25 protein-coding genes and 1 pseudogene are annotated in these 22,343 nt (G+C 61.2%); 15 read left to right on the top strand and 11 right to left on the bottom strand.

Translation table 11 applies throughout. The features are described from left to right. The first annotated feature begins 32 nt into the window (after positions 1–32). From HX812_RS04025 to sutA, 3 genes and pseudogenes are all read left to right on the top strand, one after another. Entirely contained in the window at positions 33–1,370 is a 1,338-nt protein-coding gene (locus HX812_RS04025; protein WP_016975881.1) for an ammonium transporter, read from the top strand. A gap of 211 nt (positions 1,371–1,581) precedes the next feature. Next, positions 1,582–1,656 (top strand): annotated as a pseudogene (locus HX812_RS04020) (YjbQ family protein); the annotation flags it as partial. Between the two features lie 102 nt (positions 1,657–1,758). Continuing rightward, positions 1,759–2,085: a transcriptional regulator SutA gene (gene sutA / locus HX812_RS04015; RefSeq protein WP_016975879.1), complete on the top strand. Its 327-nt coding sequence runs from the start codon at positions 1,759–1,761 to the stop codon at positions 2,083–2,085. A 57-nt stretch (positions 2,086–2,142) separates the two neighbouring features. Here the strand turns inward: sutA and HX812_RS04010 are convergent, their stop codons facing one another. Genes HX812_RS04010 through HX812_RS03985 form a run of 6 tightly spaced genes read right to left on the bottom strand, consistent with a single transcriptional unit; the run spans position 2,143 to position 6,728 of the window. Further along, a complete protein-coding gene (locus HX812_RS04010) occupies positions 2,143–2,838 on the bottom strand; it encodes an HAD family hydrolase (protein WP_038843548.1) in 696 nt (231 codons plus the stop codon). Next, positions 2,835–3,734 (bottom strand): tyrosine recombinase XerC, encoded by a 900-nt coding sequence (gene xerC / locus HX812_RS04005; protein WP_038843549.1) that lies wholly within the window; start codon positions 3,732–3,734, stop codon positions 2,835–2,837. The genes HX812_RS04010 and xerC overlap by 4 nt, the downstream gene beginning before the upstream one ends. A gap of 2 nt (positions 3,735–3,736) precedes the next feature. Beyond that, entirely contained in the window at positions 3,737–4,453 is a 717-nt protein-coding gene (locus HX812_RS04000; RefSeq protein ID WP_033897498.1) for a DUF484 family protein, read from the bottom strand. 13 nt (positions 4,454–4,466) lie between these two features. After that, positions 4,467–5,297 carry a diaminopimelate epimerase gene (dapF, locus tag HX812_RS03995; protein ID WP_038843551.1) on the bottom strand — a complete coding sequence of 277 codons (831 nt, stop codon included), beginning with the start codon at positions 5,295–5,297 and terminating at the stop codon, positions 4,467–4,469. A gap of 3 nt (positions 5,298–5,300) precedes the next feature. Further along, entirely contained in the window at positions 5,301–6,548 is a 1,248-nt protein-coding gene (gene lysA, locus HX812_RS03990) for a diaminopimelate decarboxylase (RefSeq protein WP_038843552.1), read from the bottom strand. A 9-nt stretch (positions 6,549–6,557) separates the two neighbouring features. After that, positions 6,558–6,728, bottom strand: a complete 171-nt coding sequence (locus HX812_RS03985) for a lipoprotein (RefSeq protein ID WP_010207449.1) — start codon at positions 6,726–6,728, stop codon at positions 6,558–6,560. Positions 6,729–6,966: 238 nt separating this feature from the next. Here HX812_RS03985 and cyaY point away from each other — a divergent pair, with 238 nt between their 5' ends. From cyaY to rnk, 3 genes are all read left to right on the top strand, one after another. After that, positions 6,967–7,299: an iron donor protein CyaY gene (cyaY, locus tag HX812_RS03980; RefSeq protein ID WP_033897501.1), complete on the top strand. Its 333-nt coding sequence runs from the start codon at positions 6,967–6,969 to the stop codon at positions 7,297–7,299. 2 nt (positions 7,300–7,301) lie between these two features. Beyond that, positions 7,302–7,520, top strand: coding sequence for a DUF1289 domain-containing protein (locus HX812_RS03975; protein ID WP_016975872.1), 219 nt, complete (start codon positions 7,302–7,304; stop codon positions 7,518–7,520). Between the two features lie 131 nt (positions 7,521–7,651). After that, a complete protein-coding gene (gene rnk, locus HX812_RS03970; RefSeq protein ID WP_033897502.1) occupies positions 7,652–8,065 on the top strand; it encodes a nucleoside diphosphate kinase regulator in 414 nt (137 codons plus the stop codon). Here the strand turns inward: rnk and HX812_RS03965 are convergent. The 3 genes from HX812_RS03965 to HX812_RS03955 all read right to left on the bottom strand — a co-directional run bounded on the left by HX812_RS03965 (position 8,062) and on the right by HX812_RS03955 (position 11,706). Further along, positions 8,062–10,902: a class I adenylate cyclase gene (locus tag HX812_RS03965; RefSeq protein ID WP_038843553.1), complete on the bottom strand. Its 2,841-nt coding sequence runs from the start codon at positions 10,900–10,902 to the stop codon at positions 8,062–8,064. The genes rnk and HX812_RS03965 overlap by 4 nt on opposite strands. 168 nt (positions 10,903–11,070) lie before the next feature. Beyond that, the gene (locus HX812_RS03960) at positions 11,071–11,325 is read right to left on the bottom strand and encodes a TIGR02647 family protein (RefSeq protein ID WP_010207442.1); all 255 of its coding nucleotides are present in this window, start codon (positions 11,323–11,325) and stop codon (positions 11,071–11,073) included. Positions 11,326–11,421: 96 nt separating this feature from the next. Further along, entirely contained in the window at positions 11,422–11,706 is a 285-nt protein-coding gene (locus HX812_RS03955) for a hypothetical protein (RefSeq protein WP_010207441.1), read from the bottom strand. 126 nt (positions 11,707–11,832) lie between these two features. Here HX812_RS03955 and HX812_RS03950 point away from each other — a divergent pair, with 126 nt between their 5' ends. Further along, entirely contained in the window at positions 11,833–12,492 is a 660-nt protein-coding gene (locus HX812_RS03950) for a glutathione S-transferase family protein (protein WP_038843555.1), read from the top strand. Between the two features lie 143 nt (positions 12,493–12,635). Here the strand turns inward: HX812_RS03950 and argH are convergent, their stop codons facing one another. Beyond that, entirely contained in the window at positions 12,636–14,030 is a 1,395-nt protein-coding gene (gene argH / locus HX812_RS03945; RefSeq protein WP_038843556.1) for an argininosuccinate lyase, read from the bottom strand. Between the two features lie 505 nt (positions 14,031–14,535). On the opposite strand from argH, the gene HX812_RS03940 reads away from it, so the two are divergent. The 7 genes from HX812_RS03940 (at position 14,536) to HX812_RS03915 (ending at position 20,912) form a co-directional block, all read left to right on the top strand. Next, the gene (locus tag HX812_RS03940; protein ID WP_038843557.1) at positions 14,536–15,282 is read left to right on the top strand and encodes a LytTR family DNA-binding domain-containing protein; all 747 of its coding nucleotides are present in this window, start codon (positions 14,536–14,538) and stop codon (positions 15,280–15,282) included. A 138-nt stretch (positions 15,283–15,420) separates the two neighbouring features. Continuing rightward, positions 15,421–16,362 carry a hydroxymethylbilane synthase gene (gene hemC, locus HX812_RS03935; RefSeq protein ID WP_038843558.1) on the top strand — a complete coding sequence of 314 codons (942 nt, stop codon included), beginning with the start codon at positions 15,421–15,423 and terminating at the stop codon, positions 16,360–16,362. Continuing rightward, positions 16,359–17,117, top strand: coding sequence for a uroporphyrinogen-III synthase (locus tag HX812_RS32075; RefSeq protein WP_038843560.1), 759 nt, complete (start codon positions 16,359–16,361; stop codon positions 17,115–17,117). Before hemC ends, HX812_RS32075 begins: the two co-directional genes overlap by 4 nt. A gap of 18 nt (positions 17,118–17,135) precedes the next feature. After that, the gene (locus tag HX812_RS32070; RefSeq protein ID WP_038843562.1) at positions 17,136–18,248 is read left to right on the top strand and encodes a uroporphyrinogen-III C-methyltransferase; all 1,113 of its coding nucleotides are present in this window, start codon (positions 17,136–17,138) and stop codon (positions 18,246–18,248) included. Positions 18,249–18,253: 5 nt separating this feature from the next. Next, positions 18,254–19,495, top strand: coding sequence for a heme biosynthesis protein HemY (locus HX812_RS03925; protein WP_038843563.1), 1,242 nt, complete (start codon positions 18,254–18,256; stop codon positions 19,493–19,495). A gap of 227 nt (positions 19,496–19,722) precedes the next feature. Beyond that, entirely contained in the window at positions 19,723–20,244 is a 522-nt protein-coding gene (locus HX812_RS03920) for a disulfide bond formation protein B (RefSeq protein ID WP_038843566.1), read from the top strand. Positions 20,245–20,453: 209 nt separating this feature from the next. Beyond that, entirely contained in the window at positions 20,454–20,912 is a 459-nt protein-coding gene (locus HX812_RS03915; protein WP_016975860.1) for an Rsd/AlgQ family anti-sigma factor, read from the top strand. Between the two features lie 55 nt (positions 20,913–20,967). On the opposite strand, the gene HX812_RS03910 is transcribed toward HX812_RS03915, so the two are convergent. Further along, positions 20,968–21,645, bottom strand: a complete 678-nt coding sequence (locus tag HX812_RS03910; protein ID WP_038843568.1) for an FKBP-type peptidyl-prolyl cis-trans isomerase — start codon at positions 21,643–21,645, stop codon at positions 20,968–20,970. 192 nt (positions 21,646–21,837) lie between these two features. On the opposite strand from HX812_RS03910, the gene HX812_RS03905 reads away from it, so the two are divergent. Then, positions 21,838–22,343 (top strand): AlgP family protein (locus tag HX812_RS03905; protein ID WP_218643585.1); only part of this gene is annotated, 506 nt, incomplete at its 3' end.

Raw genomic sequence — 22,343 nt, 5'->3', positions numbered from 1 at the left:
CGCCAAACCCCAACGCCCCAGGAGAAAACAATATGACTCTGCGTAAATTCGCAGGGCTCGGAGCCCTGTTGTCCATCGTAATGCCAAGCCTGGCCATGGCGGCAGACGAAGTGGCTGCTCCAGTCCTCAATTCCGGCGACACCGCCTGGATGCTGACCGCCACCGCTTTGGTGCTGTTCATGACCATCCCTGGTCTGGCGCTGTTCTACGGCGGCATGGTCCGCTCCAAGAATATTCTGTCGGTGATGATGCAGTGCTTCGCGATCACCGGCCTGATCAGCATCCTCTGGGTCGTCTACGGCTACAGCATCGCGTTCGATACCACCGGTATGGAACAGGGTGTGGTCAACTTCAATTCCTTCTTCGGCGGCATGGGCAAGGCGTTCCTGGCGGGCGTGACCCCGGCCAGCATCACCGGCCCTGCGGCGCTGTTCCCGGAAGCCGTGTTCATCACCTTCCAGATGACGTTCGCCATCATCACCCCGGCGCTGATCGTCGGTGCCTTCGCTGAGCGTATGAAGTTCTCCGCGATGCTGATCTTCATGGCGATCTGGTTCACCCTGGTCTACGCGCCGATCGCGCACATGGTCTGGAGCGGCAACGGTGGCCTGATGTGGGACTGGGGCGTGCTGGACTTCGCCGGCGGCACCGTGGTGCACATCAACGCCGGTGTGGCTGGCCTGGTGGCGTGCATCGTGCTCGGCAAGCGTAAAGGCTTCCCGACTACCCCGATGGCCCCGCACAACCTGGGTTACACCCTGATCGGCGCGGCGATGCTGTGGATCGGTTGGTTCGGCTTCAACGCCGGCTCCGCTGCTGCGGCCAACGGCACCGCCGGCATGGCGATGCTGGTTACACAGATCGCTACCGCTGCGGCGGCGCTGGGCTGGATGTTCGCCGAGTGGATCACCCACGGTAAGCCAAGCGCACTGGGCATTGCCTCCGGCGTGGTCGCCGGCCTGGTTGCAATCACCCCAGCCGCAGGCACCGTGGGCCCGATGGGCGCCCTGGTGATCGGCCTGGTTGCCGGTGTGATCTGCTTCTTCTGCGCCACCAGCCTAAAACGCAAACTGGGCTACGACGACTCCCTGGACGCCTTCGGCGTGCACGGTATCGGCGGTATCGTCGGTGCGATCCTCACCGGTGTGTTCGCAGCCCCTGCCTTGGGCGGCTTCGGCACAGTGACTGACATCGCTGCGCAAGTCTGGATCCAGTGCAAAGGCGTTGGCTTCACGGTGATCTACACCGCGATCGTGACCTACATCATCCTCAAGGTGCTGGATATGGTCATGGGCCTGCGGGTGACCGAAGAGGAAGAGGCCGTCGGCCTCGACCTGGCGCAACACAACGAACGCGGCTACAACTTGTAAGTACGCGAAAAAAAGATGCCCGGCTTGCCGGGCATTTTTTTGCCTGGTGTTTGTCAGTCATACCAATGTGTAGCGGTTTTTACGCCGTGTTTGTGATGGGATGCACACGGCACTTTTCAGCGTGCGAATGTCTTACAGGCATGTAGGCGTATTCGACACTTTGTTTTTTCCCAGAGCGCGCTAGAATGCGCGCCGATGGGCGCAAAACTGTATTTATCTGGACGAGCACCGTGATCATGGCGGTGCTCGTAAAGTCCTCGCCACCTTGTACGGTGATGGGGCATAAGCCACTGGTTATCCGGTGGATGTTGATTTTTCCTCGGCAGCCTCGACAGAGGATGAAGCTGGGCTATAACTAATCTGCTTTTCGCAAGTCATGAGGTAGAACATGAGCGACGATGATCTGGAAAACGACGAACTCGAAGTAGGTGACGAAGACGACACCGAAGAAGGTCTTGAAGCGGCGGCGGAAGACGTTGCTGACGACGACGGTGGTGATGATGCGCCTGCCCCGGCTGCCAAAGGCAAAGCCAAGGCTGCTGTGTCGGTAGATGAGTTGCCGAGCGTTGAAGCCAAGAATAAAGAGCGCGATGCCCTGGCCCGTGCGATGGAAGAGTTCCTCGCTAAAGGCGGCAAAGTGCAGGAAGTCGAGGCCAACGTGGTGGCAGACCCACCGAAGAAGCCGGATAACAAGTACGGCAGCCGACCTATCTGAGGTTAGCACCCGCTTGTAAGAAAAAGCCCGCCGTCGCTGCGGGCTTTTTCATGGGTGTTATTTCCAGCCAGCCAGCAAGGGCGCTAATTCGGCCAGGCTGCGAATCTCCGCATCCGGGCGCTTGTCGGCTTCCCACACCTTACCCGTCGGGTTGAACCACACTGCCCGAAGCCCCGCCTGCTGTGCTCCGGCAATGTCATCCCCCGGATGATCGCCAATATGCACCGCCGCACTGGCGTCCACGCCACCGCGTTGCAACGCTTCTTGAAACAATCGCGCATCCGGTTTGGCGATGCCGATGTCTTCAGCGCGCAAGGCAAAGTGGAAGTAGTCCGCCAGGCCCACGCGTTGCACGTCGGCGTTACCGTTGGTAATCACGCCCAGCAGGAAGTGCTGGCGCAACGCCCGGAGCATGGGCTCCGCTTCAGGGAAGGGCGTGAGTTGGTGCCGCGCGTGAATGAACGCTTCGAAGCACACATCCGCCATTTCCGTAGCCTCGGGCTGTGGATAACCGGCCTCTTCAAACGCATGCATCAACACCCGGTGGCGCAAAATGCTGATCCGATGTTTCAGCTCCGGATGGCGCTCCAGCACCAGCTGGCGAAGATTGGCGAAGTGCTCCAGCGGCAAGTCGCCGACTTTGGCGGCGTTAAGTGCCAGCCATTCGCGCATCGACGCTTCGGCGCTGATGATGACGGGTACGTTGTCCCAGAGTGTGTCGTCCAGGTCGAAGGTGATCAGCTTGATACTCATGAGTCGCCGCCCTTGATGCGTTTGGCCCGTGGATGGGCGCTGTCGTACACCGTTGCCAGGTGTTGGAAATCCAGATGGGTGTAGATCTGCGTGGTCTTGATGTCGGAGTGGCCGAGCAGCTCTTGAACCGCGCGCAGGTCCTGGGACGATTCCAGCAGGTGGCTGGCAAAAGAGTGTCGCAGCATGTGTGGGTGCAGGTTCTGCCCCAGCTCGCGCTCGCCGGCGGCCTTGACCCGCACTTGAATCGCCCGTGGCCCCAGGCGCCGGCCTTGTTGGCTGACAAACACTGCATCATCCGCCGGGTTGGTCAAAAGGCGCAGCGGCAGCCACAACAGCAGGGCTTCCCGGGCTTTGCGGCCCACCGGCAGCACGCGGGTCTTGCTGCCTTTGCCGAGCACTTGCACCAGGCCGTCCGCCAGGTCCAGTTGGTCGAGGTTCAGGCCGGTCAGCTCTGAAAGGCGCAGGCCCGAGGAGTAGAACAGCTCAAGGATGGCCTGGTCGCGATGGGCAAGGAAGTCATCCTCGACGGCGCCATCCAACAACTGCAACGCGCGGTCGGTGTCCAGGGTCTTGGGCAGGCGCCGTTCGCCTTTGGGCGGCGACAGGCCATTGGCCGGGTCGTGATCGCACAGGCCTTCGCGGTTCAAATAGTGATAGAGCCCGCGCACCGCCGAGAGCAGGCGCGACAGGCTGCGTGAGGATTGGCCCGCCTGGTGCAGGCGCGCGATCAGGCTGCGCAGGCTCTGGATATCCAGGGCCTTCCAGTTGCTGATCTGTTGTTTCTCGCAGTAGGCCAGGACCTTGTTCAGGTCCCGCCGGTAGGCTTCCAGGGTATGGGGCGACACCTGGCGCTCGTTGCGCAGGTGAGCGCAGTAAGCGTCCAGTTGCCGTTCCATGGCTAGCGCACCGCGCGCAGGGCGGTGGTGAAGCGCGGCAGGACGCGGCCCAGGACTTCGGCGATGTAGGTCAGGAACAAGGTGCCCACTGAACTCTTGTAGTGCTGGGGATCGCGGCTGGCGATGGCCAGCACACCGTGCAGGCCTTGATGGCTGAGCGCGACCACTGCCGTGGAGCCGATCTGCTTGCGCTGTTCGGCACCAAACAGGAAGTCCAGCTCATGCTCGCGCAAGGTGCCGCTGATGGTCTTGCCTTCGGACAACAGGCCGCCGATGGCGGTGTGTGCGTCGCTGCCGCTGACCCAACGACCCACCGGCATCGGGTTGTCGCTGAACAGGATCAGGCTCACGAACGGCACCTGGAAGTCCTGGCGCAGGCTGTCTTCCACGGCAATCACCGTTTCTTCCAGGCTGGTGGCGTCCATCAGGGTCAGGATCAGGCGACGGGTCTTCTCGAACAGGCGGTCGTTGTCGCGGGCGACGTCCATCAGGTGCGAGAGCTTGTGGCGCATCTCGATATTGCGCTCGCGCAGGATCTTCATCTGCCGCTCCACCAGCGACACGGTATCGCCGCGCTGGTGGGGGATGCGCAGGGCCGGCAGCAGTTCTTCGTGCTCGACGAAGAAATCCGGATTAGCCTCAAGGTACGCCGCGACGGCAGCGGCCTCCAGACTTTCGCTCGGGGATGCTTGTGCGGGTACTTGAGGCTTATCGGTCATTGGATTGGCTCACTCATAGACGGACCTGTCCTTCGTATACGCGCGAGGCCGGCCCGGTCATCATCACCGGGTGGCCAGGGCCTGCCCACTCGATGGACAAGCGTCCGCCGGGCAGGTCGATCAGCAGCGGCGAATCCATCCACCCCTGGCTGATCGCGGCCACGGCAGCGGCGCAAGCACCGGTGCCGCAGGCCTGGGTTTCGCCGGCGCCGCGTTCCCAGACGCGCAATTGCGCACGGGTACGGTCGATCACCTGCAGGAAGCCCACGTTGACCCGTGCCGGAAAGCGCGGGTGGTGTTCGATCTTCGGCCCCAGTTCATGCACGGGTGCGTTGTTGATGTCGTTGACCCGCAGCACGGCGTGGGGGTTGCCCATGGACACTGCAGCGATGTCGACGGTCTTGCCGTCAACGTCCAGCGCATAGCTGACGGCCTGCTCGGTGGCCTGGAACGGAATATCCGCCGGCACCAGGCGTGGCGCGCCCATGTTGACGCTGATCTGGCCGTCACTGCGGATATCCAGCTCGATCACGCCGCTCTTGGTCTCGACGCGGATCTGGCGCTTGGCGGTCAGGCGCTTGTCCAGCACAAAGCGGGCGAAGCAGCGTGCACCGTTGCCGCACTGTTCCACTTCGGAACCGTCGGAGTTGAAGATCCGGTAACGGAAATCCACCTCCGGGTTGCTGGGCGCCTCGACGATCAGCAACTGGTCGAAACCAATGCCGGTGTGACGGTCGCCCCACTGTTTGGCGTGCTTGGGCAGGATATGCGCGTGCTGGCTGACCAGGTCGAGGACCATGAAATCATTGCCCAGCCCGTGCATCTTGGTAAAACGCAGCAGCATGGCTTACTCCGGCAGCAGGCTTTCGCCAGCATACAACTCGGCTACCGTCTCGCGGCGACGCACTTCAAACGCTTGATCACCGTCCACCAGCACCTCGGCGGTACGGCCGCGGGTGTTGTAGTTGGAACTCATGACAAACCCGTAGGCACCGGCCGAATGCACGGCCAGCAGATCGCCTTCTTCCAGGGCCAGCTGACGATCCTTGGCCAGGAAGTCGCCGGTCTCGCAGATCGGGCCGACGATGTCGTAGGCGCGCGCTTCGCTGTCGCGAGGCGTCACGGCGGTGACATTCATCCAGGCCTGGTACAGCGCCGGGCGGATCAGGTCGTTCATCGCTGCATCGACGATGGCGAAATCCTTGTGCTCGGTGTGCTTGAGGTACTCGACCTGGGTCAGCAGCACGCCGGCGTTGGCGACGATGTAGCGGCCCGGCTCGAACATCAGCGTCAGGTCACGGCCTTCGATGCGCTCGCGCACCGCCTGGATATAGTCGGCAATCAGCGGCGGCTCTTCATCGCGATAACGCACGCCCACGCCACCACCGAGGTCGATGTGGTGCAGGTAGATGCCGCATTCGCCGAGACGGTCGATCAACGCCAGCAGGCGGTCGAGCGCATCCAGAAACGGCGGCAGCGTGGTCAGTTGCGAGCCGATATGGCAGTCGACACCCAGCACTTCCAGGTTCGGCAGTTGCGCGGCGCGGATGTACACGTCCTCGGCGTCGGCAATGGCGATGCCGAACTTGTTCTCTTTGAGACCGGTGGAAATGTACGGGTGGGTGCCGGCATCGACGTCCGGGTTGACGCGCAGGGAGATCGGCGCGCGAACGCCCATCTCGGCGGCCACGACCTGCAGGCGCTCCAGCTCGTCGGTGGATTCGATGTTGAAGCAATGCACGCCAACTTCCAGGGCGCGACGCATGTCTTCGCGGGTCTTGCCGACGCCTGAGAACACGATCTTGTCAGCCTTGCCGCCAGCGGCCAGTACACGTTCCAGCTCGCCACGGGAGACGATGTCAAAACCAGCGCCCAATCGCGCCAGGACATTCAGTACGCCGAGGTTGGAGTTGGCCTTGACCGCGTAGCACACCAGGTGCGGCACGCCCTCGAGGGCGTCGGTGAACGAGCGGTACTGGGCTTCGATATGCGCACGGGAATACACATAGGTCGGGGTGCCAAAGCGCTGGGCAATCGCGGACAACGCCACGCCTTCCGCGAACAGCTCGCCGTCCCGGTAGTTAAAAGCGTCCATGGGATTCCCTTATTCGTAGGTGTCGTGCTTATGCGCTTTGGAAGGCTTTTGCGACGATTGCGCCTGTTCATTCGGGTCTTTGCTGTCATCGGGCAGGTACAGCGGGCCTTTTTGACCACAGGCACTAACGAGGCAAGCGACCGCGACGAGCGCAGCAAGGGAAGAGATCAGGCGCTTCATGGCGAAATCCTTGAATATGCATTAATTGCGCCCGAGTATACCGACCACCCGCCAGCTTGCCTATGCGCTGGAATACCCGTCCGGCGGGGGTTTGCCGACACAGCCGAGAAGCGTACTACGCTGCTTGAGGATTTTTCACACCGTCAATCGTGTTGAAATCGGTATCCTTTGCAATCGGCGGGGCTCGCCCGTATCGTGCGGCGCTTGAGCAAAACCAGACACTTTTGAGGTTGCCACAATGAGTTTGACCGAAGCCCGTTTTCACGACCTGGTGGATTCGACCCAGCAGGCGCTGGAAGATATTTTCGACGACAGCGGCCTGGACGTGGACCTGGAAAACTCGGCCGGCGTGCTGACCGTCAAGTTCGACAGCGGCCAACAACTGATCTTCAGCCGCCAGGAGCCGCTGCGTCAGCTGTGGCTGGCGGCGCGCTCCGGTGGTGTGCACTTCGACTACGACGAAGAAAGCGGCAAATGGCAGTGCGACAAGAGTGAAGAACTGCTGAGTGAAATGCTTGCGCGCCTGGTCAGTGAATACACTGGCGCCGACCTGGATTTCGACGAGATCTGATGGTGACCCAGCCTGCACCTGTCCGCCCGCCGAAGCCGCTGTTCAGTAATGTCAGCCCGGCGGTGCCGTCACCTTGTATCAGTTTGTGTCGCCTGGACGAGCAAAAAGTCTGCCTCGGCTGCTTTCGCCACGTGGAAGATATCCGTGAATGGCGCTCTGCCGACGATGCGCGGCGCCGCGTGATCTGCGCCGAGGCCGAGCAGCGCAGGGCGCGCGCCTGAGGTCGTCTTGTTTATTTGTGACGCTGTGGTAGTGTCCGGATACGCCTCAACTCATCGAGGCCCGTGAGAACCCCGCCTTTTCCTGGCGGGGTTTTGCTTTTTTGTGCAGAAAAAAGGAGTCTGCCTGAATCATGACCACCGCACCGTCCATCATCCTCACCCGTCTTGACGTGCAGCGTCTGGAGCAACTGATCGACCGCCTGGGCGACGAATCTCCCGGCGTCGAAGCGTTGCAAGCCGAACTCGACCGCGCCGAAGACGTGGTTGGCCACGATGAAGTGCCTGCGGGTGTCGTGACCATGAACTCCAGCGTGCATTGCCGTGAGCAAAGCAGTGGCAAGGACTACCACCTGACGCTGGTCTACCCGAAAGACGCCAATGCGGACGAAGGCAAGATCTCGATCCTGGCGCCCGTGGGCAGCGCCTTGCTCGGTTTGCAGGTTGGCCAGCACATCGATTGGCCCGCACCGGGCGGCAAGACCCTCAAGCTGGAGTTGCTCAGTGTTGAAGGCCAGCCTAAAGACGGCGGCGCCTTCCCCCTTTAAATTTCGCTCAATGCCATATTGAGCGACAGCTCCAGCTCGGCCTTGTAACGCAGGTACAGGTTGCTCGGGCTTTGCACATCGCCGAGCAGGCCGGACAAGTCCAGATCGGTGATGTAGCAGCGGTAACGCTCGGTCTCCTGGCGTTGCCCGACGATTTCCTGGGCGACCACTGCAAACAGTTGGTCGCCGAACTCCAGTTCGGAAAACTCCCGCTGATTGCAGTACAAGGTAATGCCCACCTGGCCCGGTGCGGCCTTGCCGATAATCGCCTGCACGTCGTAAAACGGTTTGTTCGCCGGGTTCAGCGGTGCGGGTCGAGGTTCGATGCCGCGCGCGCGACCGCTGCCTGACGGCAATAGCTGGTAATACAGGACCTGCACCGCGCCCAGCGGTTCTTGCGGGTCCAGCGGCGACAGCGCGTCCCGGCGATAAATGATCGACTGCAAGAAACGCTGCAACGGCGCCAACAGACTCTGTTCATCGTGAAACGGCAGGCGCTGCTGCCAGAGCGCGTTGAATTCATCCAGCACATACAACTCGGCGAAGCCTTCGTTGACCCGGTAGAACACCTGCACGCAATCGGCCATGCCCATCGGCAGCAGCAACGCCAGGTCGTGGTCTTCCAGGGCCATGGCATCCAGGTGCAACGGGCTGTAGCTGGCCAATTCTTCGCTGAGGTAGGCGATCAGCGCATCCTGGGTCGCCAGCGATACATGGTTGGCCTGGCCCGGCATCAACTCCATGACGTGATAGTGCTGCTGCACCTGGAGCAAATAGCGGTGATTGCCCTGGCCGAGCAGCAGGTTCTGCGCGGTGTCGAAGATTTCTTCCACGCGCTGGGCAATGAATTGCGCACGGTTGTGACAGAAACAGCGCACCCGCAGGCGTGGCAGGTGGTCCGACGGCAACTGGTTGAGGTAGTCGCGCAGGCAGTCGAGAAGCGCGTGGGGGCCGTCGTAGCGGCTGACCATCACTTCGTTCCAGCTGTTGAGCGTGACCTGGTCCAGGGTCAGCACCAGGTTGTCGCGTACACCAGCGTAACTCAGGGAGTCGGTGCGCTCGGTGGTCATCAGGATATTCAGGTCGCGGTGATGCTTGAGCGGGTCGACGCCCACGTTGATCAGCAGCAACACATCCTCCGGCACGGCCGAGCGCAGCAGGCGCTCTTCATCCACGCTGGCCAGGGGCAGGGCGATGGTTTGTTGCAGGCTGCCCAGCAGGTTGAACAGCTCGAATTCGGTCATGTCGCTGGTGCCGGGATGCAGCGCCAGGCGCGTGCTGCTGTCGATCACGCCGTTGCGATGGCACCAGGTCAGCATCTCCAGCAAGTCGCGGCTGCGTTTGATCGGCGCGAAGTGTTCCCATTCCAGCGCTGTAAGGTTGCCGTTGTACAGGCCCCAGTGGTGCTGGCCCGGCTCCTTGCGATTGGGCGATTGCACCAGGGTCAGGGTGTCTTCGGCCAGGTCCGGGGCGATGCCAGGGTTGATGAACTCGACTTTGCCGGCTTTGCGTTCAAAGGCGGCGTACAGGCGCCGGCCCAGCACATTGAGGTCGCGTTTGTTGATCAGGCTGACGGTCTGTTCGGTGCGGGCGAATTGGGTCAGGAAGCGGTAACTGTAGTTGAGCTCGCTCACCAAGGCCCGGCGCTCGGAAGCGACCTGGCGCACTTTCCATTGGCTACGGCTGTCGAGCAATGCCAATTGGCGCTGGTCCCAGCCCCATTCATGGGCCAGGCGCTCCAGCAGTAGGCGCTGCCAGCTGGTGGTGCGCTGGCCGGCGCTGAGCTTGCGGTTGACCTTCAGGTACAGCGCGCGCCGTACCAGTTCCAGGCGCTCGGGCTCGTTGCGGGCCTTGAGGTATTCCTCGATGCGGCGGTACACCACGATGTACGGGTCCAGCTCATCCAGATCCATCTGGTTGGCGAACACCGCGCGCTTGAAGCGCAGGCTCAAGCAATGCACGTTCGGGTGTTCGCTGGCGTAGACCTCGGTCAGCAGCAGCTTGAGCACGGATTTGTAGGGCGACTCAATGCCCTTGAACAGTTGCCACAGCCCGGCGCCAATGAATTCGCCGGGGGGAATGCGCGCCAGGTGGCCCAGGTCGAGGGTTTCGTCGGCGCGGATAAACCGCTTGGAAATCAGTGTATGGGTGAACTCGGCATAACGGGTTTCTTCATACACCGGCACCAGCCACCAGATCGGCGTGCGCCCGGCCAGCCAGATGGCGGTGCGGTAGAACTCATCCAGCAACAGGTAATGCTGGGTGGTGCCGCAGTCATCGGAGCTCAGTTGCGTATCGCGCTCTCCGAGCACAAAGCGTGTCGGCTCGATCAGAAAGAAGTGCGCCTCGGCGCCCATGGTCAGAGCCCAGGCTTCCAGCAACTGGCACTTTTTGCGCAGCTCGGCCAGCTCGGTCTCACTCAGGTCCGGGGCGTGACACACCCACACATCCATATCGCTCTGGTCGGCCTGGGCCAGGGTGCCCAGGCTGCCCATCAGGAACAGCCCGTGAATCGGTCGCGGCGGGTTGCCGTGGCGCGCTTTGTAGGAGAACGAGCGCGTCAGGCGTTGGGCTTCGGTGAGGGCTTGGGCGTCCGGTTCGAAATTCGACAGGCCTGCTGGTGTACTGCCCGACACATAGCCCGGCAGCAACGGATGGTTGACGTGAAAAAACAGCGGCAACAGGTTCAGCACACTTTGCTGGCGCGGCGTCAGTCCCTCGATGGCCCGGGCCATGCGGCCTTCATTGAGGGCCATGAACCGCGCGCGCAACTGGGCCAGCACCTTGCGGTCGATGCCTTCGTCCAGGTCGGGGCGGATTTCATGGGTGCGGGTCATGTCGAACTCGGTGGCTCGCAGGGCCCGACGTGGGCGGCCGTGTAGGAGTTTACAGCCAGTAGCGTAGGAGGTTTAGAGGGAAATGGTTTTTGACGTCAGAATTTTTGCACTTGAACAGCAATGCCCTCGGAGTCCGCGAAGGGCGGACTCCATGGGCGGTATCCGGTATCAGGCGGCTTCTTTGGTCGTGGCAGTGGTCAAGATAGTCAGCAGGGTCTGGGCCTGCTCTGCGGCGTCCCGGCCAAGGCTGGTCAGGTAGCCCCCGTCCGGCTGGTCGATAAGCCCTTTCGCGTGGAGGCGTTTAGCGGCGGCGATGGCAGTAGGCGCGGCGGTCTGGTGGACTTTCAGACCTTCTTTGGTGCTGTCCAAGGGGAAGAGTACAAGGATTTCCAGTTCGGCAACCAACTCAGGGGTATACGACATAAGGACTCCAGACTTTCTAAGAATTTATTAGAGGCTAGCAGGCCATAAGGTGAACGCACTTTGCCGAACTGTCCAGTGTGTTGCCGCGTGTTGGATTTATTGCTTTTCGGGCGGCAATTCCGGCAGGGCGCGCAGTGCAGTTTCATACCATTCGGTATTGAAGGCGCGGTCCTCTTCCAGCAGCGCGTCGATCTCGACTGCGAGCACGTGGGCCATCAGTTGCAGGATCTCTTCACGCTCGTAGCCGACCAGGGTCAGCTTGTTGAACGTGGCCTTGGCGGCCGGTGGGTTTTCGCTCTCGATCTGGTTCTCGATCGCTTCGATCAGGGTGGTTTCGGCGAATTCTTCTTCGTCGTTGTCGATATCGGTCGGCTCGCTCATGGCAGGCTCCTCAAGGAAAGGGCGCCAGTCTACCCCCATTCAGGCAGGTGATGCTGCTGGTCAGGGCGGGCGTCGGGATCTATAACAGTTGCAGCCAACCCCATTCCCGGCCTGGAGGCACCTGCAATGCTCAAGCTCTACGGATTTTCGGTCAGCAACTACTACAACATGGTCAAGCTGGCGCTGCTGGAGAAAGGGCTGCCTTTCGAAGAGGTGCCTTTTTACGCGGGCCAAACCCCGGAGGCCTTGGCGGTGAGCCCGCGAGGCAAGGTGCCGGTGCTGGGCGTGAAACAGGGTTTCATCAACGAAACCAGCGTGATCCTTGAATACATCGAACACACCCAGGAAGGGCCCGCGCTGCTTCCGGCCGAGCCTTTCCAGCGTGCGCAGGTGCTGGCGCTGTGCCGGGAAATCGAGCTGTACATCGAGTTGCCTGCCCGCGCGTGTTTTGCCGAGGCGTTTTTTGGCATGCCGGTGCCGGAGGCGATCAAGGAGAAGTCCAAGGCCGAATTGTTGTTGGGTTTTGGTTCATTGGGCAGGCACGGCAAGTTTGCGCCTTATGTCGCTGGGGAGAGCTTCACAATTGCCGATTTGTATTTCATGTACAGCGTGAACCTCGCCTGCGCGGTGGGCGAGAAGCTGTTTGGGCTGGATTGGCTGGCTGAGATGCCAAAGGCCAAGGCGTTGCTGGACAAGCTGCATGCCATGCCCAATGCGCAGAAGGTGGCAGCGGACAGGGAGGCGGCGATGCCGGCGTTTATGGCGATGATTGCAGCAAAAAAATAATCACGACGAGCGCAGCTCAAAATGCGGGAGCGGGCTTGCTCGCGACAGCGGTGGATCAGTCAGTACTTTAGGTGACTGACACTCCGCTTTCGCGAGCAAGCCCGCTCCCACAGGGTTGACCGCGTTGCAGCAAAAAACGCGGTCTAGCGGCTGGCGAGGAGGGCCTGGCCACGTACGACGGCGGCCTTCACCTGCGCCGGCGCAGTCCCGCCCACGTGGTTACGGGCATTCACCGAGCCTTCCAGGGTCAGCACGGCAAACACGTCCTGCTCGATCTGGTCGCTGAACTGACGCAGTTCTTCCAGGCTCATTTCCGCCAGGTCCTTGCCGGTGTCCACGCCGTACTTCACGGCATGGCCGACGATTTCGTGGCAGTCACGGAACGGCAGGCCACGGCGCACCAGATAGTCCGCCAGGTCGGTTGCGGTAGAGAACCCACGCAGCGCCGCTTCACGCATGATCGCGTGCTTGGGTTTGATCGCCGGGATCATGTCGGCAAACGCGCGCAAGGAGTCGCGCAGGGTGTCGGCGGCGTCGAACAACGGCTCTTTGTCTTCCTGGTTGTCCTTGTTGTAGGCCAGGGGTTGACCTTTCATCAGGGTCAGCAGGCCCATCAAGGCGCCGAACACGCGGCCGCTCTTGCCGCGCACCAGTTCGGGCACGTCGGGGTTTTTCTTTTGCGGCATGATCGAGCTGCCGGTGCAGAAACGGTCCGGCAGGTCGATGAACTGGAATTGCGCGCTGGTCCACAGCACCAGCTCCTCGGAGAAGCGCGACAGGTGCATCATCGCGATGCTCGCGGCCGCGCAGAATTCGATGGCGAAATCACGGTCCGACACGCCATCCAGGGAGTTGCCGCCCACGGCGTCGAAGCCCAGCAATTGCGCGGTGTACTCGCGGTCGATCGGGTAGGTGGTGCCGGCCAGCGCAGCGCTGCCCAGAGGCATGCGGTTGGCGCGCTTGCGGCAGTCCACCAGGCGCTCGTAGTCGCGGCTGAGCATTTCGAACCAGGCCAGCAGGTGGTGGCCGAAGGTCACAGGCTGTGCGGTCTGCAGGTGAGTGAAGCCCGGCATGATGGTGTCCGACTCGCGTTCGGCTTGCTCAAGCAGGCCTTTTTGCAGGCGGGTGATCTCGGACAGGATCAGGTCGATTTCGTCACGCAGCCACAGGCGGATATCAGTGGCCACCTGGTCGTTACGGCTACGGCCGGTGTGCAGCTTCTTGCCGGTCACACCGATGCGGTCGGTGAGGCGGGCCTCGATGTTCATGTGCACGTCTTCCAGATCGACACGCCAGTCGAACGTGCCGCCTTCGATCTCGCCACGGATGGTGGTCAGGCCGTCGATGATGCTGTCGCGCTCGGCGTCGGTCAGCACGCCGACCTTGGCCAGCATCGTCGCGTGGGCGATGGAGCCCATGATGTCGTGGCGGTACAGGCGCTGGTCGAAGGTGACGGAGGCGGTGAAGCGGGCGACGAAGGCGTCGACGGGTTCACTGAAGCGGCCGCCCCAGGACTGGTTGGTCTTGTCGGTGCTCATGGATTCGCTCGTGATCTGCTTAATAAAGAGGCATGGAAGTGTGCCGGCGATAATAACAGGGTTGCCCGTGGACGCGGTGCTGCGGGTCGTCGGCATTTTTATTTGTGCAAACGATGGCTAAGTGCCTTGCCGCCGGACGCGTCCAGGACGAGACTGGGTACAGGGGTTTATTGAAACGATATTTGACGATTGAGCAATGTCGTCTCAGTGAGCGTCTACAGTTGGACTGATAGTGTGTGAATGCACCAAAGTCGGGTGATGCGGTCAGAGCCCAGACTATCCATTTAAAAAGGGGGGTATTCGGATTGTGTATCAGCAAACCCTACGACGATGCCCGAAGGCAGCAGGTCTTGGGCGCTATTGAACAGGTCCGGGTAAATATGGGTGCCACTCTCAGGGCACTTTTTGCCGCTCGCGCTAGTCTTAGCGTGGATCGCTGTGACGTAAGTCACCGCACCTGTCTACGCTATCCTTGTGCGAGACTCACGCAGGAATCCAGCGCAATATGAATGTCCTGATCGTTGATGACGAACCCCAAGCCCGCGAGCGACTGAGCCGTTTGGTCAGTGATCTCGAGGGTTACGCAGTACTCGAACCGAGCGCCACCACGGGCGAAGAGGCCTTGACGCTGATCGACAGCCTCAAGCCGGATGTGGTGTTGCTCGATATCCGTATGCCAGGCCTCGATGGCCTGCAAGTTGCCGCCCGACTGAGCGAGCGAGAGTCGCCACCCGCCGTGGTGTTTTGCGCAGCAGGCGATGAGTTTTCCGCGGAGACGCTGGAAGCCAGCGGCGTCAGCTTCATCACCAAACCGGTGACTGGCGAGGCATTGCTCAAGGCCCTGAAAAAGGCCGAGCGCCCAACCCGCGTCCAACTCGCCGCCCTGACTCAGCCAGCAGCCCAGAGTGGCAACGGGCCGCGCAGTCATATCAGCGCACGCACCCGCAAAGGTATCGAGCTGATCCCCTTGGGCGAGGTGGTCTATTTTATCGCTGATCACAAGTACGTGACCCTGCGCCACCAAGGCGGCGAGGTGCTGCTCGATGAGCCCCTCAAGGCGCTTGAGGATGAGTTCGGCGACCGCTTTGTGCGTATCCACCGCAATGCGCTGGTGGCCCGCGAGCGGATTGAACGCCTGCAACGCACACCCCTTGGGCACTTTCAGCTGTTCTTGAAAGGCCTTAATGGCGACGCGTTGATCGTCAGCCGACGGCATGTGGCCGGTGTGCGCAAGATGATGCAGCAGCTTTAGCCCGAGGGCTGTGGCGAGGCCTGCAATTCATATCCCGGTGCGACGCGGCCAGGGAGGCCCCGCACTTGCTGATTCAAATCAAAGCGTATTTGCCTGAGCTGTTATTATCTGCCGTATCTATTCAGTACGGATTGATCCATGTCCTCTCGCGAAATCCGCATCGCCACCCGTAAAAGCGCCCTGGCCTTGTGGCAGGCCGAATACGTCAAAGCACGCCTGGAACAGGCCCACCCTGGCCTGACCGTGTCCCTGGTGCCCATGGTCAGTCGCGGCGACAAGCTGCTCGACTCGCCACTGTCGAAGATCGGCGGCAAGGGACTGTTCGTCAAGGAACTGGAAACCGCGTTGCTGGAAAACGAAGCCGACATCGCCGTGCATTCGATGAAAGACGTGCCCATGGACTTCCCCGAAGGCCTGGGCCTGTTTTGCATCTGCGAGCGCGAAGACCCGCGTGATGCCTTTGTTTCCAACACCTACGCGTCCCTGGACGAATTGCCTTTGGGCAGCATTGTCGGCACGTCCAGCCTGCGTCGCCAGGCGCAACTGCTGACCCGTCGTCCGGACTTGCAGATCCGCTTCCTGCGCGGCAACGTCAACACTCGCCTGGCCAAGCTGGATGCCGGTGAATATGACGCGATCATCCTCGCCGCGGCCGGCCTGATTCGCCTGGGCTTCGAAGACCGCATCACCTCGGCCATCAGCGTCGAGGACAGCCTGCCAGCCGGCGGCCAGGGCGCGGTTGGCATTGAATGCCGCACCGCCGACAGTGAAATTCACGCCCTGCTCAAACCTCTTGATCACCACGATACTGAAGTCCGCGTCACGGCCGAGCGTGCCCTGAACAAGCACCTCAACGGTGGTTGCCAGGTGCCGATCGCCTGCTACGCCGTGCTCGAAGGTGAAAACCTGTGGCTGCGTGGCCTGGTGGGCGACCCGGAAGGCGGCACGCTGCTGACCGCCGAGGTGCGAGGTTCGCAGCGTGACGCCACGGCCTTGGGTATCCAGGTAGCCGAAGAGCTGCTGGACAAAGGCGCTGGTGCCATCCTGCAAAAAGTCTACGGCGAGGCCGGTCCTCAGTGACCGAATGGCGCGTGCTGCTGACGCGGCCTGCCGAGGAGTCGATGGCCCTGGCGGCCGCGTTGTCCGGCGCGGGCATTTTCAGCAGCAGCCTGCCTTTGCTGGACATTGAGCCGCTCCCCGTAACACCTGAACAGCAAGCCGTCTTCCATGACCTGGGGCGTTACTGTGCGGTGATCGTCGTCAGCAAGCCTGCGGCACGCCTTGCCGTGGCGCAGCTGGATCGCGCATGGCCGCAGCTGACGTGGTTCAGTGTCGGCGCCGCCACGGCGCAGGTATTGGCCGATCAGGGCCTGAATGTTAAGTATCCGCCTACTGGCGACGACAGCGAGGCTTTGCTTCAATTGCCCGCGTTGCGCGAGGCTATCGCCCGCCCGGATGCCCAGGTGTTGATCCTGCGCGGTGAGGGCGGTCGCGAGCTGCTGGCGGAGCGTTTGCGTGAACAAGGTGCTAGTGTCGACTACTTGGAGTTGTATCGCCGCTTCCTGCCGGCCTATGAGGCCGGTGCACTGATGCAATGCATCCAGTTGGAACGCTTGAACGGCCTGGTGGTCAGCAGTGGGCAGGGTTTTTTACACCTGCAAGCCCTGGCCGGAGCCGATTGGCCCCAGGTGGCACAGCTGCCGTTGTTCGTGCCAAGCCCGCGAGTCCTAGAGATGGCGCGGGCCGCTGGCGCAGAAAAAGTTGTGGATTGTCGCGGTGCGAGTGCCGCGGCTTTGTTAGTGGCGATACGGAGCTATCCCGTTCCCACTCTCTGAAACGCAAAGGACGGATACGTGAGCGAAACAGCCTTGCCTAAAGATGAAACCCAACCCGCACTTGATGCGCCGGTTGAGTCACCGGTCACCGCGCCGCGCCGTGGCAATGGCCTGGCAATTGTCGCCCTGCTGCTCGGCGCTGCGGGTGTTGCCGCCGGCGGTTGGGGGATCTGGCAGGTCCGCGCGTTGCAAGCCAGCAGCCAGCAGCAGTTGGGCCAGGTGCAGACCCTCGATGATCAATCCCAGTCCCTCAAGCAAAGCCAGCAACAACTGGTGGCGCGGCTGGCGCAGTTGCCGGCTGCGGATGAGCTGGAGGAGCGCCGTCGCCTGGTAACCCAATTGCAGGGTGATCAGCAGCGCTTGAGCCAACGCCTGGAAACCGTGTTGGGATCCAGCCGCAAAGACTGGCGCCTGGCCGAGGCGGAGCACTTGATTCGGCTGGCGAGCCTGCGCCTTTCTGCCCTGCAGGATATCAACAGCGCCCAGGCATTGGTCCAGGGTGCCGATGAGATTCTTCGCGAGCAAAGTGATCCGGGTTCCTACGCCGCGCGTGAACAATTGGCCAAGAGCCTTGCCGCGCTGCGCAGCACCGAGCAGCCCGACCGCACCGGGTTGTACCTGCAATTGGCGGCCTTGCGTGATCAGGTCGTGCAGCTGGCGGCTATCGCCCCCGAGTATCAGCTCACCGAGCCGGCTTCCGGCGGGCGTCCGACCACCGATACGGAAAGCCGTTGGAGCCAATGGTGGGAGCAGATTTCCCGCTACTTCCGCATCGACTTCAACCCGGATGACAACATCCGTCCATTACTGGCCGGCCAAGGTTTGAACCAAGTGCGCCTGGCCCTGAGCCTGGCGCTGGAGCAGGCACAATGGGCAGCGCTCAACGGTGAGTCGGCGGTCTACAGCCGCTCGTTGGGCGAGGCGCGCAGCGTGTTGCAGGACAACTTCAACCAGGACAACCCGCAGAGCAAGGCCATGCTGGCGCGTATCGCCGAGCTTGAGCCCAAGGCGGTGTCGGTGGTGACGCCGGACCTGGCCGCCAGCCTCGCTGCCGTGCAGGCGTACCTTGAGCGTCGTCACTTGTCTGCCGACGAAGCCAAGGCGGCGGCCACGCCGGCGAAGCAGGAGTAGAGCCGATGAAACGCTTCTATGTGATCCTGGTGCTGGCGATTGCAATCGCGCTGGCACTGGCTGTGGGCATTTCGAAACACACCGGCTACGTGCTGGTTACCTACCCTCACGTGCTGCATTACGAGTCGAGCCTGTGGGCGACTCTGGTGGCGGTGTTTGCCATCGGCCTGGCGATCTACTTGATCCGCGTGCTGCTGAGCCTGGTCACCACCTCTGGTGGCGTGGTCAACCCGTGGTCGCGGCGTAACCGCAGCCGGCGTGTGCAAGTTGCAATTGAGCAAGGTCAGATGGACCTCGCCGAGGGCCGCTGGGCCAGTGCCGAGCGTCACCTGCATCGTGCCGCCGAAGCCGAGCGTCAGCCACTGCTGTATTACCTCGGTGCAGCCCGTGCGGCAAATGAGCAGGGGCGTTACGAAGAGTCCGATGGGTTGCTGGAGCGCGCCCTGGAGCGTCAGCCCCAGGCTGAGCTGGCGGTTGCCCTGAGTCATGCGCAACTGCAACTGGACCGTGGCGATACCGACGGCGCACTGACCACCTTGCAGGCCATGCACGAACGTCACCCCCACAACGCCCAGGTCTTGCGTCAATTACAGCGCCTGCATCAGCAGCGGGGTGATTGGTCGTCGGTGATCCGCCTGCTGCCGGAACTGCGTAAGGATAAAGTCTTGCCCCCCAGTGAATTGGCCGAGCTTGAGCGTCGCGCGTGGGGTGAGAACCTGAGCCTCGCAGCCCAGCGTGAAGAGCAGGGCGAGGCCGGCTTGCAGTCCCTTGAGCGAGCCTGGCAGCAACTCACTTCCGCCCAGCGCCAGGAGCCGCAACTGGTCCTGGCTTATGCCGAGCAACTGCGCCAGTTGGGTGCCGACACCAAGGCTGAAGAAGTGCTGCGCGGCGCGATCAAGCGCGGCTACGATAGCCATCTGATCCGGCTCTACGGCTTGCTGCGGGGCGGTGACCCGGCCAAGCAATTGAAGTTTGCCGAAGGTTGGCTCAAGGATCATCCAGGTGATGCCAGTCTGCTACTGACGCTGGGCCGTCTGTGTCTGCAAAACAGCCTATGGGGCAAGGCAAGGGATTACCTGGAGAGCAGTCTTCAGGTACAGCGCAACCCTGAGGCGTGTGCCGAGCTGGCGCGCTTGTTGGCCCAACTGGGTGACACCGAGCGCAGTAACCAGCTGTTCCAGGAGGGGTTGGGGTTGCTGGATAACCGTTTGCTGGCGTCACCGTTGCCTGTCCCGGCCCGGGTTTGACGCAGGGGGTTGGCCCAGGCGTCACTGACGGCCAACCCTTGATGACCCATGACTGGAGAAGGGTTAGCGCGTTTGTGGGCAAAGTCCGACGCTCTGCGGAGCAATGTCTTCCATATTCTGGCGGGAAGTCCTTACCCTCTCGCGGAATCGTCTGCTCCGGCACGTATTGAAAGGGGTCAGGCCTTTACTCTACCGTAGCGACCTATCTTTCGCGATGCGGATAAAGCATGTCTTTGGCCCCTTCACGCTCCCTGTTTTTCCTCGCGTTCCTGGCAGGTGCGCTGACATTGGGCGCGTCCTTTTACCTCGAGTTCGGCGTCTCGTTGCGCCCTTGCTTCCTATGCCAGGTGCAACGAATATTTCTGGCTGCTTTCGCATTGATCAATCTGGTCGCCACCCTCCATAACCCCAAGCGCTCTGGGAGCTACCTCTACGGGCTCGCAAGCATGGGCTTTGCGCTGCTCGGCGCCATTGCTGCCGTGCGTCAAGTCCTGCTACAAAACGCCGCACCGGACCAGGCGGCCACTTGTTGGCCCAGCCTGCACTACATGATCGAAACCCTGTCGTTCTGGCAGGCCTTGCAATTGATCTTCAAAGGCACTGTCGACTGTGTGGAGATCAACTGGACGCTATTCGATTTGAGTCTTCCCGAGTGGAGCCTGTTGTTCTTCGTCGGGATGTTGAGCCTGGGGGTCATCCAATTTTTACGGCTGTTTTTAAGCCATGGTCTGCGCCCGACGAGGCACTGAACGCCAGTCGCAGTTTGTAGGACGGGATTAAACACTTGTATGAACTTTCTCTCCTGCGTACCTTGAAGCCACAGTCATGCGGGCATAATCTGGCCCGCACGTGTCATTGAAACCGTTTGTCAGATGCGGCCTTGTCCGGCTGCCGCTTTATCCTTGAAGTGTTGCGCGGGCACCAGGCAGCAGCGCCCCTATAGGGAAGAGAGATCATCATGCTGGAAAGTTGTCAGAATGCTCAGGAACGCTGGGGTGGTGTGCACAAGCTGATCGACAGCTGGCTGAAGGCACGTCACGAACTGGTTCGGGCCTTTGATGCGCTCGGCGCCAAGCCCGAGGCACTGGCGCAGAACCGTGAACCGTTGCAGGACTTCTGCGGTGTGTTGGTGGACTACGTGTCAGCCGGCCATTTCGGCGTCTACGAGCAACTGACCAAGGAGGCGGAAGCCTTCGACGATCAGCGTGGCCTGGATTTGGCTGAGACCCTTTACCCGCGCATCGATGTCATCACCGAAAAGCTGCTTGAGTTCACCGACCTGTGTGATGCCGGTAATTGCGTGGCAGATAAATTCAAAGAATTGGGCGCGTTGCTGCACGAACGATTCGAGCTGGAAGACTGCTTGATCGAAGTGCTGCACAACGCTCACAAGGAAGAGTCTGCTACCCAGGCTTGATCCTCGATAGCGATATACAAAAAACGGTGCGCATGACGCACCGTTTTTTATTGTCTCAAGGGCGCGTGCCGAGCAATTCGATCTCGAACACCAGTGGCGTATAAGGCGCAATCAATTCGCCGGCGCCATCGGCGCCATAGGCCTGGGCCGATGGAATCACCAGGCGCCATTTTGCTCCCACCGGCATCTGTTGCAAGGCGCTGCTCCAGCCGCTGATCACACTGTTCAGACGAAACCATTGTGGTTGTGTGCTCTGGTCGAACACCGTCCCATCGGGTAGCCGCCCCACGTATTTCACTTGGACCTGGTCGCTGGCTTTGGGTTTTTCACCGGTGCCGGGAGTGAGTTCGGTGAGCAGGATTCCATCCGCCAATTCGCGCACGCCTTTTACCGCTTTTTCCTTGCTCAGGAATTGTTGTTCGGCCGCGAGGGCTTTTTCGCTTTGAGGGGCCTGCGCGTCGACGTCGTTTTGTGCTTCGTGCAGGGCGAGAATCTGTTCGATGCGGGCGTTGTCCAGCGCCAAGGGTTTGCCTTGATACGCTTGCTTGAGACCATCGATCAGCGCCTGGATCTGCAGGTCGGGAACCTCCTGGCGCAGGCGTTCGCCGAGGCTGGCGCCCAGGCTGTAGGCGAGGTCATGCTGATTCTGGTCAACGGTTTTCGCCGACGATTGATCGCTCGCATTGGCCACCGAAATTGCCAAGCCCAGCACAAGAAAAAGGTAACGCGACATGGGCATTCTCCCGCCGAAAGTGCGACGGATTATGCCAGTGTGAAAGGGTAAAAAGTGCCGCGTATTTTCGTTATATCGATAAGAATTTTCACACGGTGCAACGCAAGGCAAACGATACTGTCAACATGCCCTAGCGGCGGTAAGAGCAGAGGGCTAGTATGAGCCGCACCCACGTCAGCCAGGAGGTAAACCATGTCGGCCAAACAGAAGCCTGTTAATACCCCGTTGCATTTACTCCAACAACTCTCGGGCAGCTTGCTCGAACATCTGGAAAGCGCTTGTTCCCAAGCTCTGGCCGATGCAGAAAAACTGCTCGCCAAGCTGGAAAAACAACGCGGTAAAGCGCAAGAGAAGCTGCACAAATCTCGCACCAAACTGCAAGACGCCGCCACTGCCGGCAAGGCCAAGGCACAAGCCAAAGCCAAAGACGCTGTCAAAGAGCTTGAGGACCTGCTGGACGCCCTCAAGGATCGCCAAGCTGAAACCCGCGCCTACATTTCCCAACTGAAAAAAGATGCCCAGGAAAGCCTGAAGCTGGCCCAGGGCGTTGGTCGTGTGAAAGAAGCTGTGGCTAAAGTGCTGGGTGCTCGTACACCTGCTAAAGCGGTTGCCAAGCCAGCTGCTAAAACCGCTGCTGCAAAACCAGCCGCCAAGCCAGCTGCTAAAACCGCTGCTGCAAAACCAGCCGCCAAGCCAGC

This window comes from Pseudomonas sp. IPO3749 (assembly GCF_013386605.1).
Taxonomy (GTDB): domain Bacteria; phylum Pseudomonadota; class Gammaproteobacteria; order Pseudomonadales; family Pseudomonadaceae; genus Aquipseudomonas; species Aquipseudomonas azotoformans_A.
Note: the sequence above shows the minus strand (reverse complement) of the source record. Positions and strands in the feature narration are given on the sequence as shown.

Excerpts from the sequence above, each read along its gene's own strand:
- HX812_RS04025 (WP_016975881.1), top strand. The coding sequence starts at position 33 with ATGACTCTGCGTAAATTCGCAGGGCTCGGAGCCCTGTTGTCCATCGTA.
- sutA (WP_016975879.1), top strand. The coding sequence starts at position 1,759 with ATGAGCGACGATGATCTGGAAAACGACGAACTCGAAGTAGGTGACGAA.
- HX812_RS04010 (WP_038843548.1), bottom strand. The coding sequence starts at position 2,838 with ATGAGTATCAAGCTGATCACCTTCGACCTGGACGACACACTCTGGGAC.
- xerC (WP_038843549.1), bottom strand. The coding sequence starts at position 3,734 with ATGGAACGGCAACTGGACGCTTACTGCGCTCACCTGCGCAACGAGCGC.
- HX812_RS04000 (WP_033897498.1), bottom strand. The coding sequence starts at position 4,453 with ATGACCGATAAGCCTCAAGTACCCGCACAAGCATCCCCGAGCGAAAGT.
- dapF (WP_038843551.1), bottom strand. The coding sequence starts at position 5,297 with ATGCTGCTGCGTTTTACCAAGATGCACGGGCTGGGCAATGATTTCATG.
- lysA (WP_038843552.1), bottom strand. The coding sequence starts at position 6,548 with ATGGACGCTTTTAACTACCGGGACGGCGAGCTGTTCGCGGAAGGCGTG.
- HX812_RS03985 (WP_010207449.1), bottom strand. The coding sequence starts at position 6,728 with ATGAAGCGCCTGATCTCTTCCCTTGCTGCGCTCGTCGCGGTCGCTTGC.
- cyaY (WP_033897501.1), top strand. The coding sequence starts at position 6,967 with ATGAGTTTGACCGAAGCCCGTTTTCACGACCTGGTGGATTCGACCCAG.
- rnk (WP_033897502.1), top strand. The coding sequence starts at position 7,652 with ATGACCACCGCACCGTCCATCATCCTCACCCGTCTTGACGTGCAGCGT.
- HX812_RS03965 (WP_038843553.1), bottom strand. The coding sequence starts at position 10,902 with ATGACCCGCACCCATGAAATCCGCCCCGACCTGGACGAAGGCATCGAC.
- HX812_RS03960 (WP_010207442.1), bottom strand. The coding sequence starts at position 11,325 with ATGTCGTATACCCCTGAGTTGGTTGCCGAACTGGAAATCCTTGTACTC.
- HX812_RS03955 (WP_010207441.1), bottom strand. The coding sequence starts at position 11,706 with ATGAGCGAGCCGACCGATATCGACAACGACGAAGAAGAATTCGCCGAA.
- HX812_RS03950 (WP_038843555.1), top strand. The coding sequence starts at position 11,833 with ATGCTCAAGCTCTACGGATTTTCGGTCAGCAACTACTACAACATGGTC.
- argH (WP_038843556.1), bottom strand. The coding sequence starts at position 14,030 with ATGAGCACCGACAAGACCAACCAGTCCTGGGGCGGCCGCTTCAGTGAA.
- HX812_RS03940 (WP_038843557.1), top strand. The coding sequence starts at position 14,536 with ATGAATGTCCTGATCGTTGATGACGAACCCCAAGCCCGCGAGCGACTG.
- hemC (WP_038843558.1), top strand. The coding sequence starts at position 15,421 with ATGTCCTCTCGCGAAATCCGCATCGCCACCCGTAAAAGCGCCCTGGCC.
- HX812_RS03925 (WP_038843563.1), top strand. The coding sequence starts at position 18,254 with ATGAAACGCTTCTATGTGATCCTGGTGCTGGCGATTGCAATCGCGCTG.
- HX812_RS03920 (WP_038843566.1), top strand. The coding sequence starts at position 19,723 with ATGTCTTTGGCCCCTTCACGCTCCCTGTTTTTCCTCGCGTTCCTGGCA.
- HX812_RS03915 (WP_016975860.1), top strand. The coding sequence starts at position 20,454 with ATGCTGGAAAGTTGTCAGAATGCTCAGGAACGCTGGGGTGGTGTGCAC.
- HX812_RS03910 (WP_038843568.1), bottom strand. The coding sequence starts at position 21,645 with ATGTCGCGTTACCTTTTTCTTGTGCTGGGCTTGGCAATTTCGGTGGCC.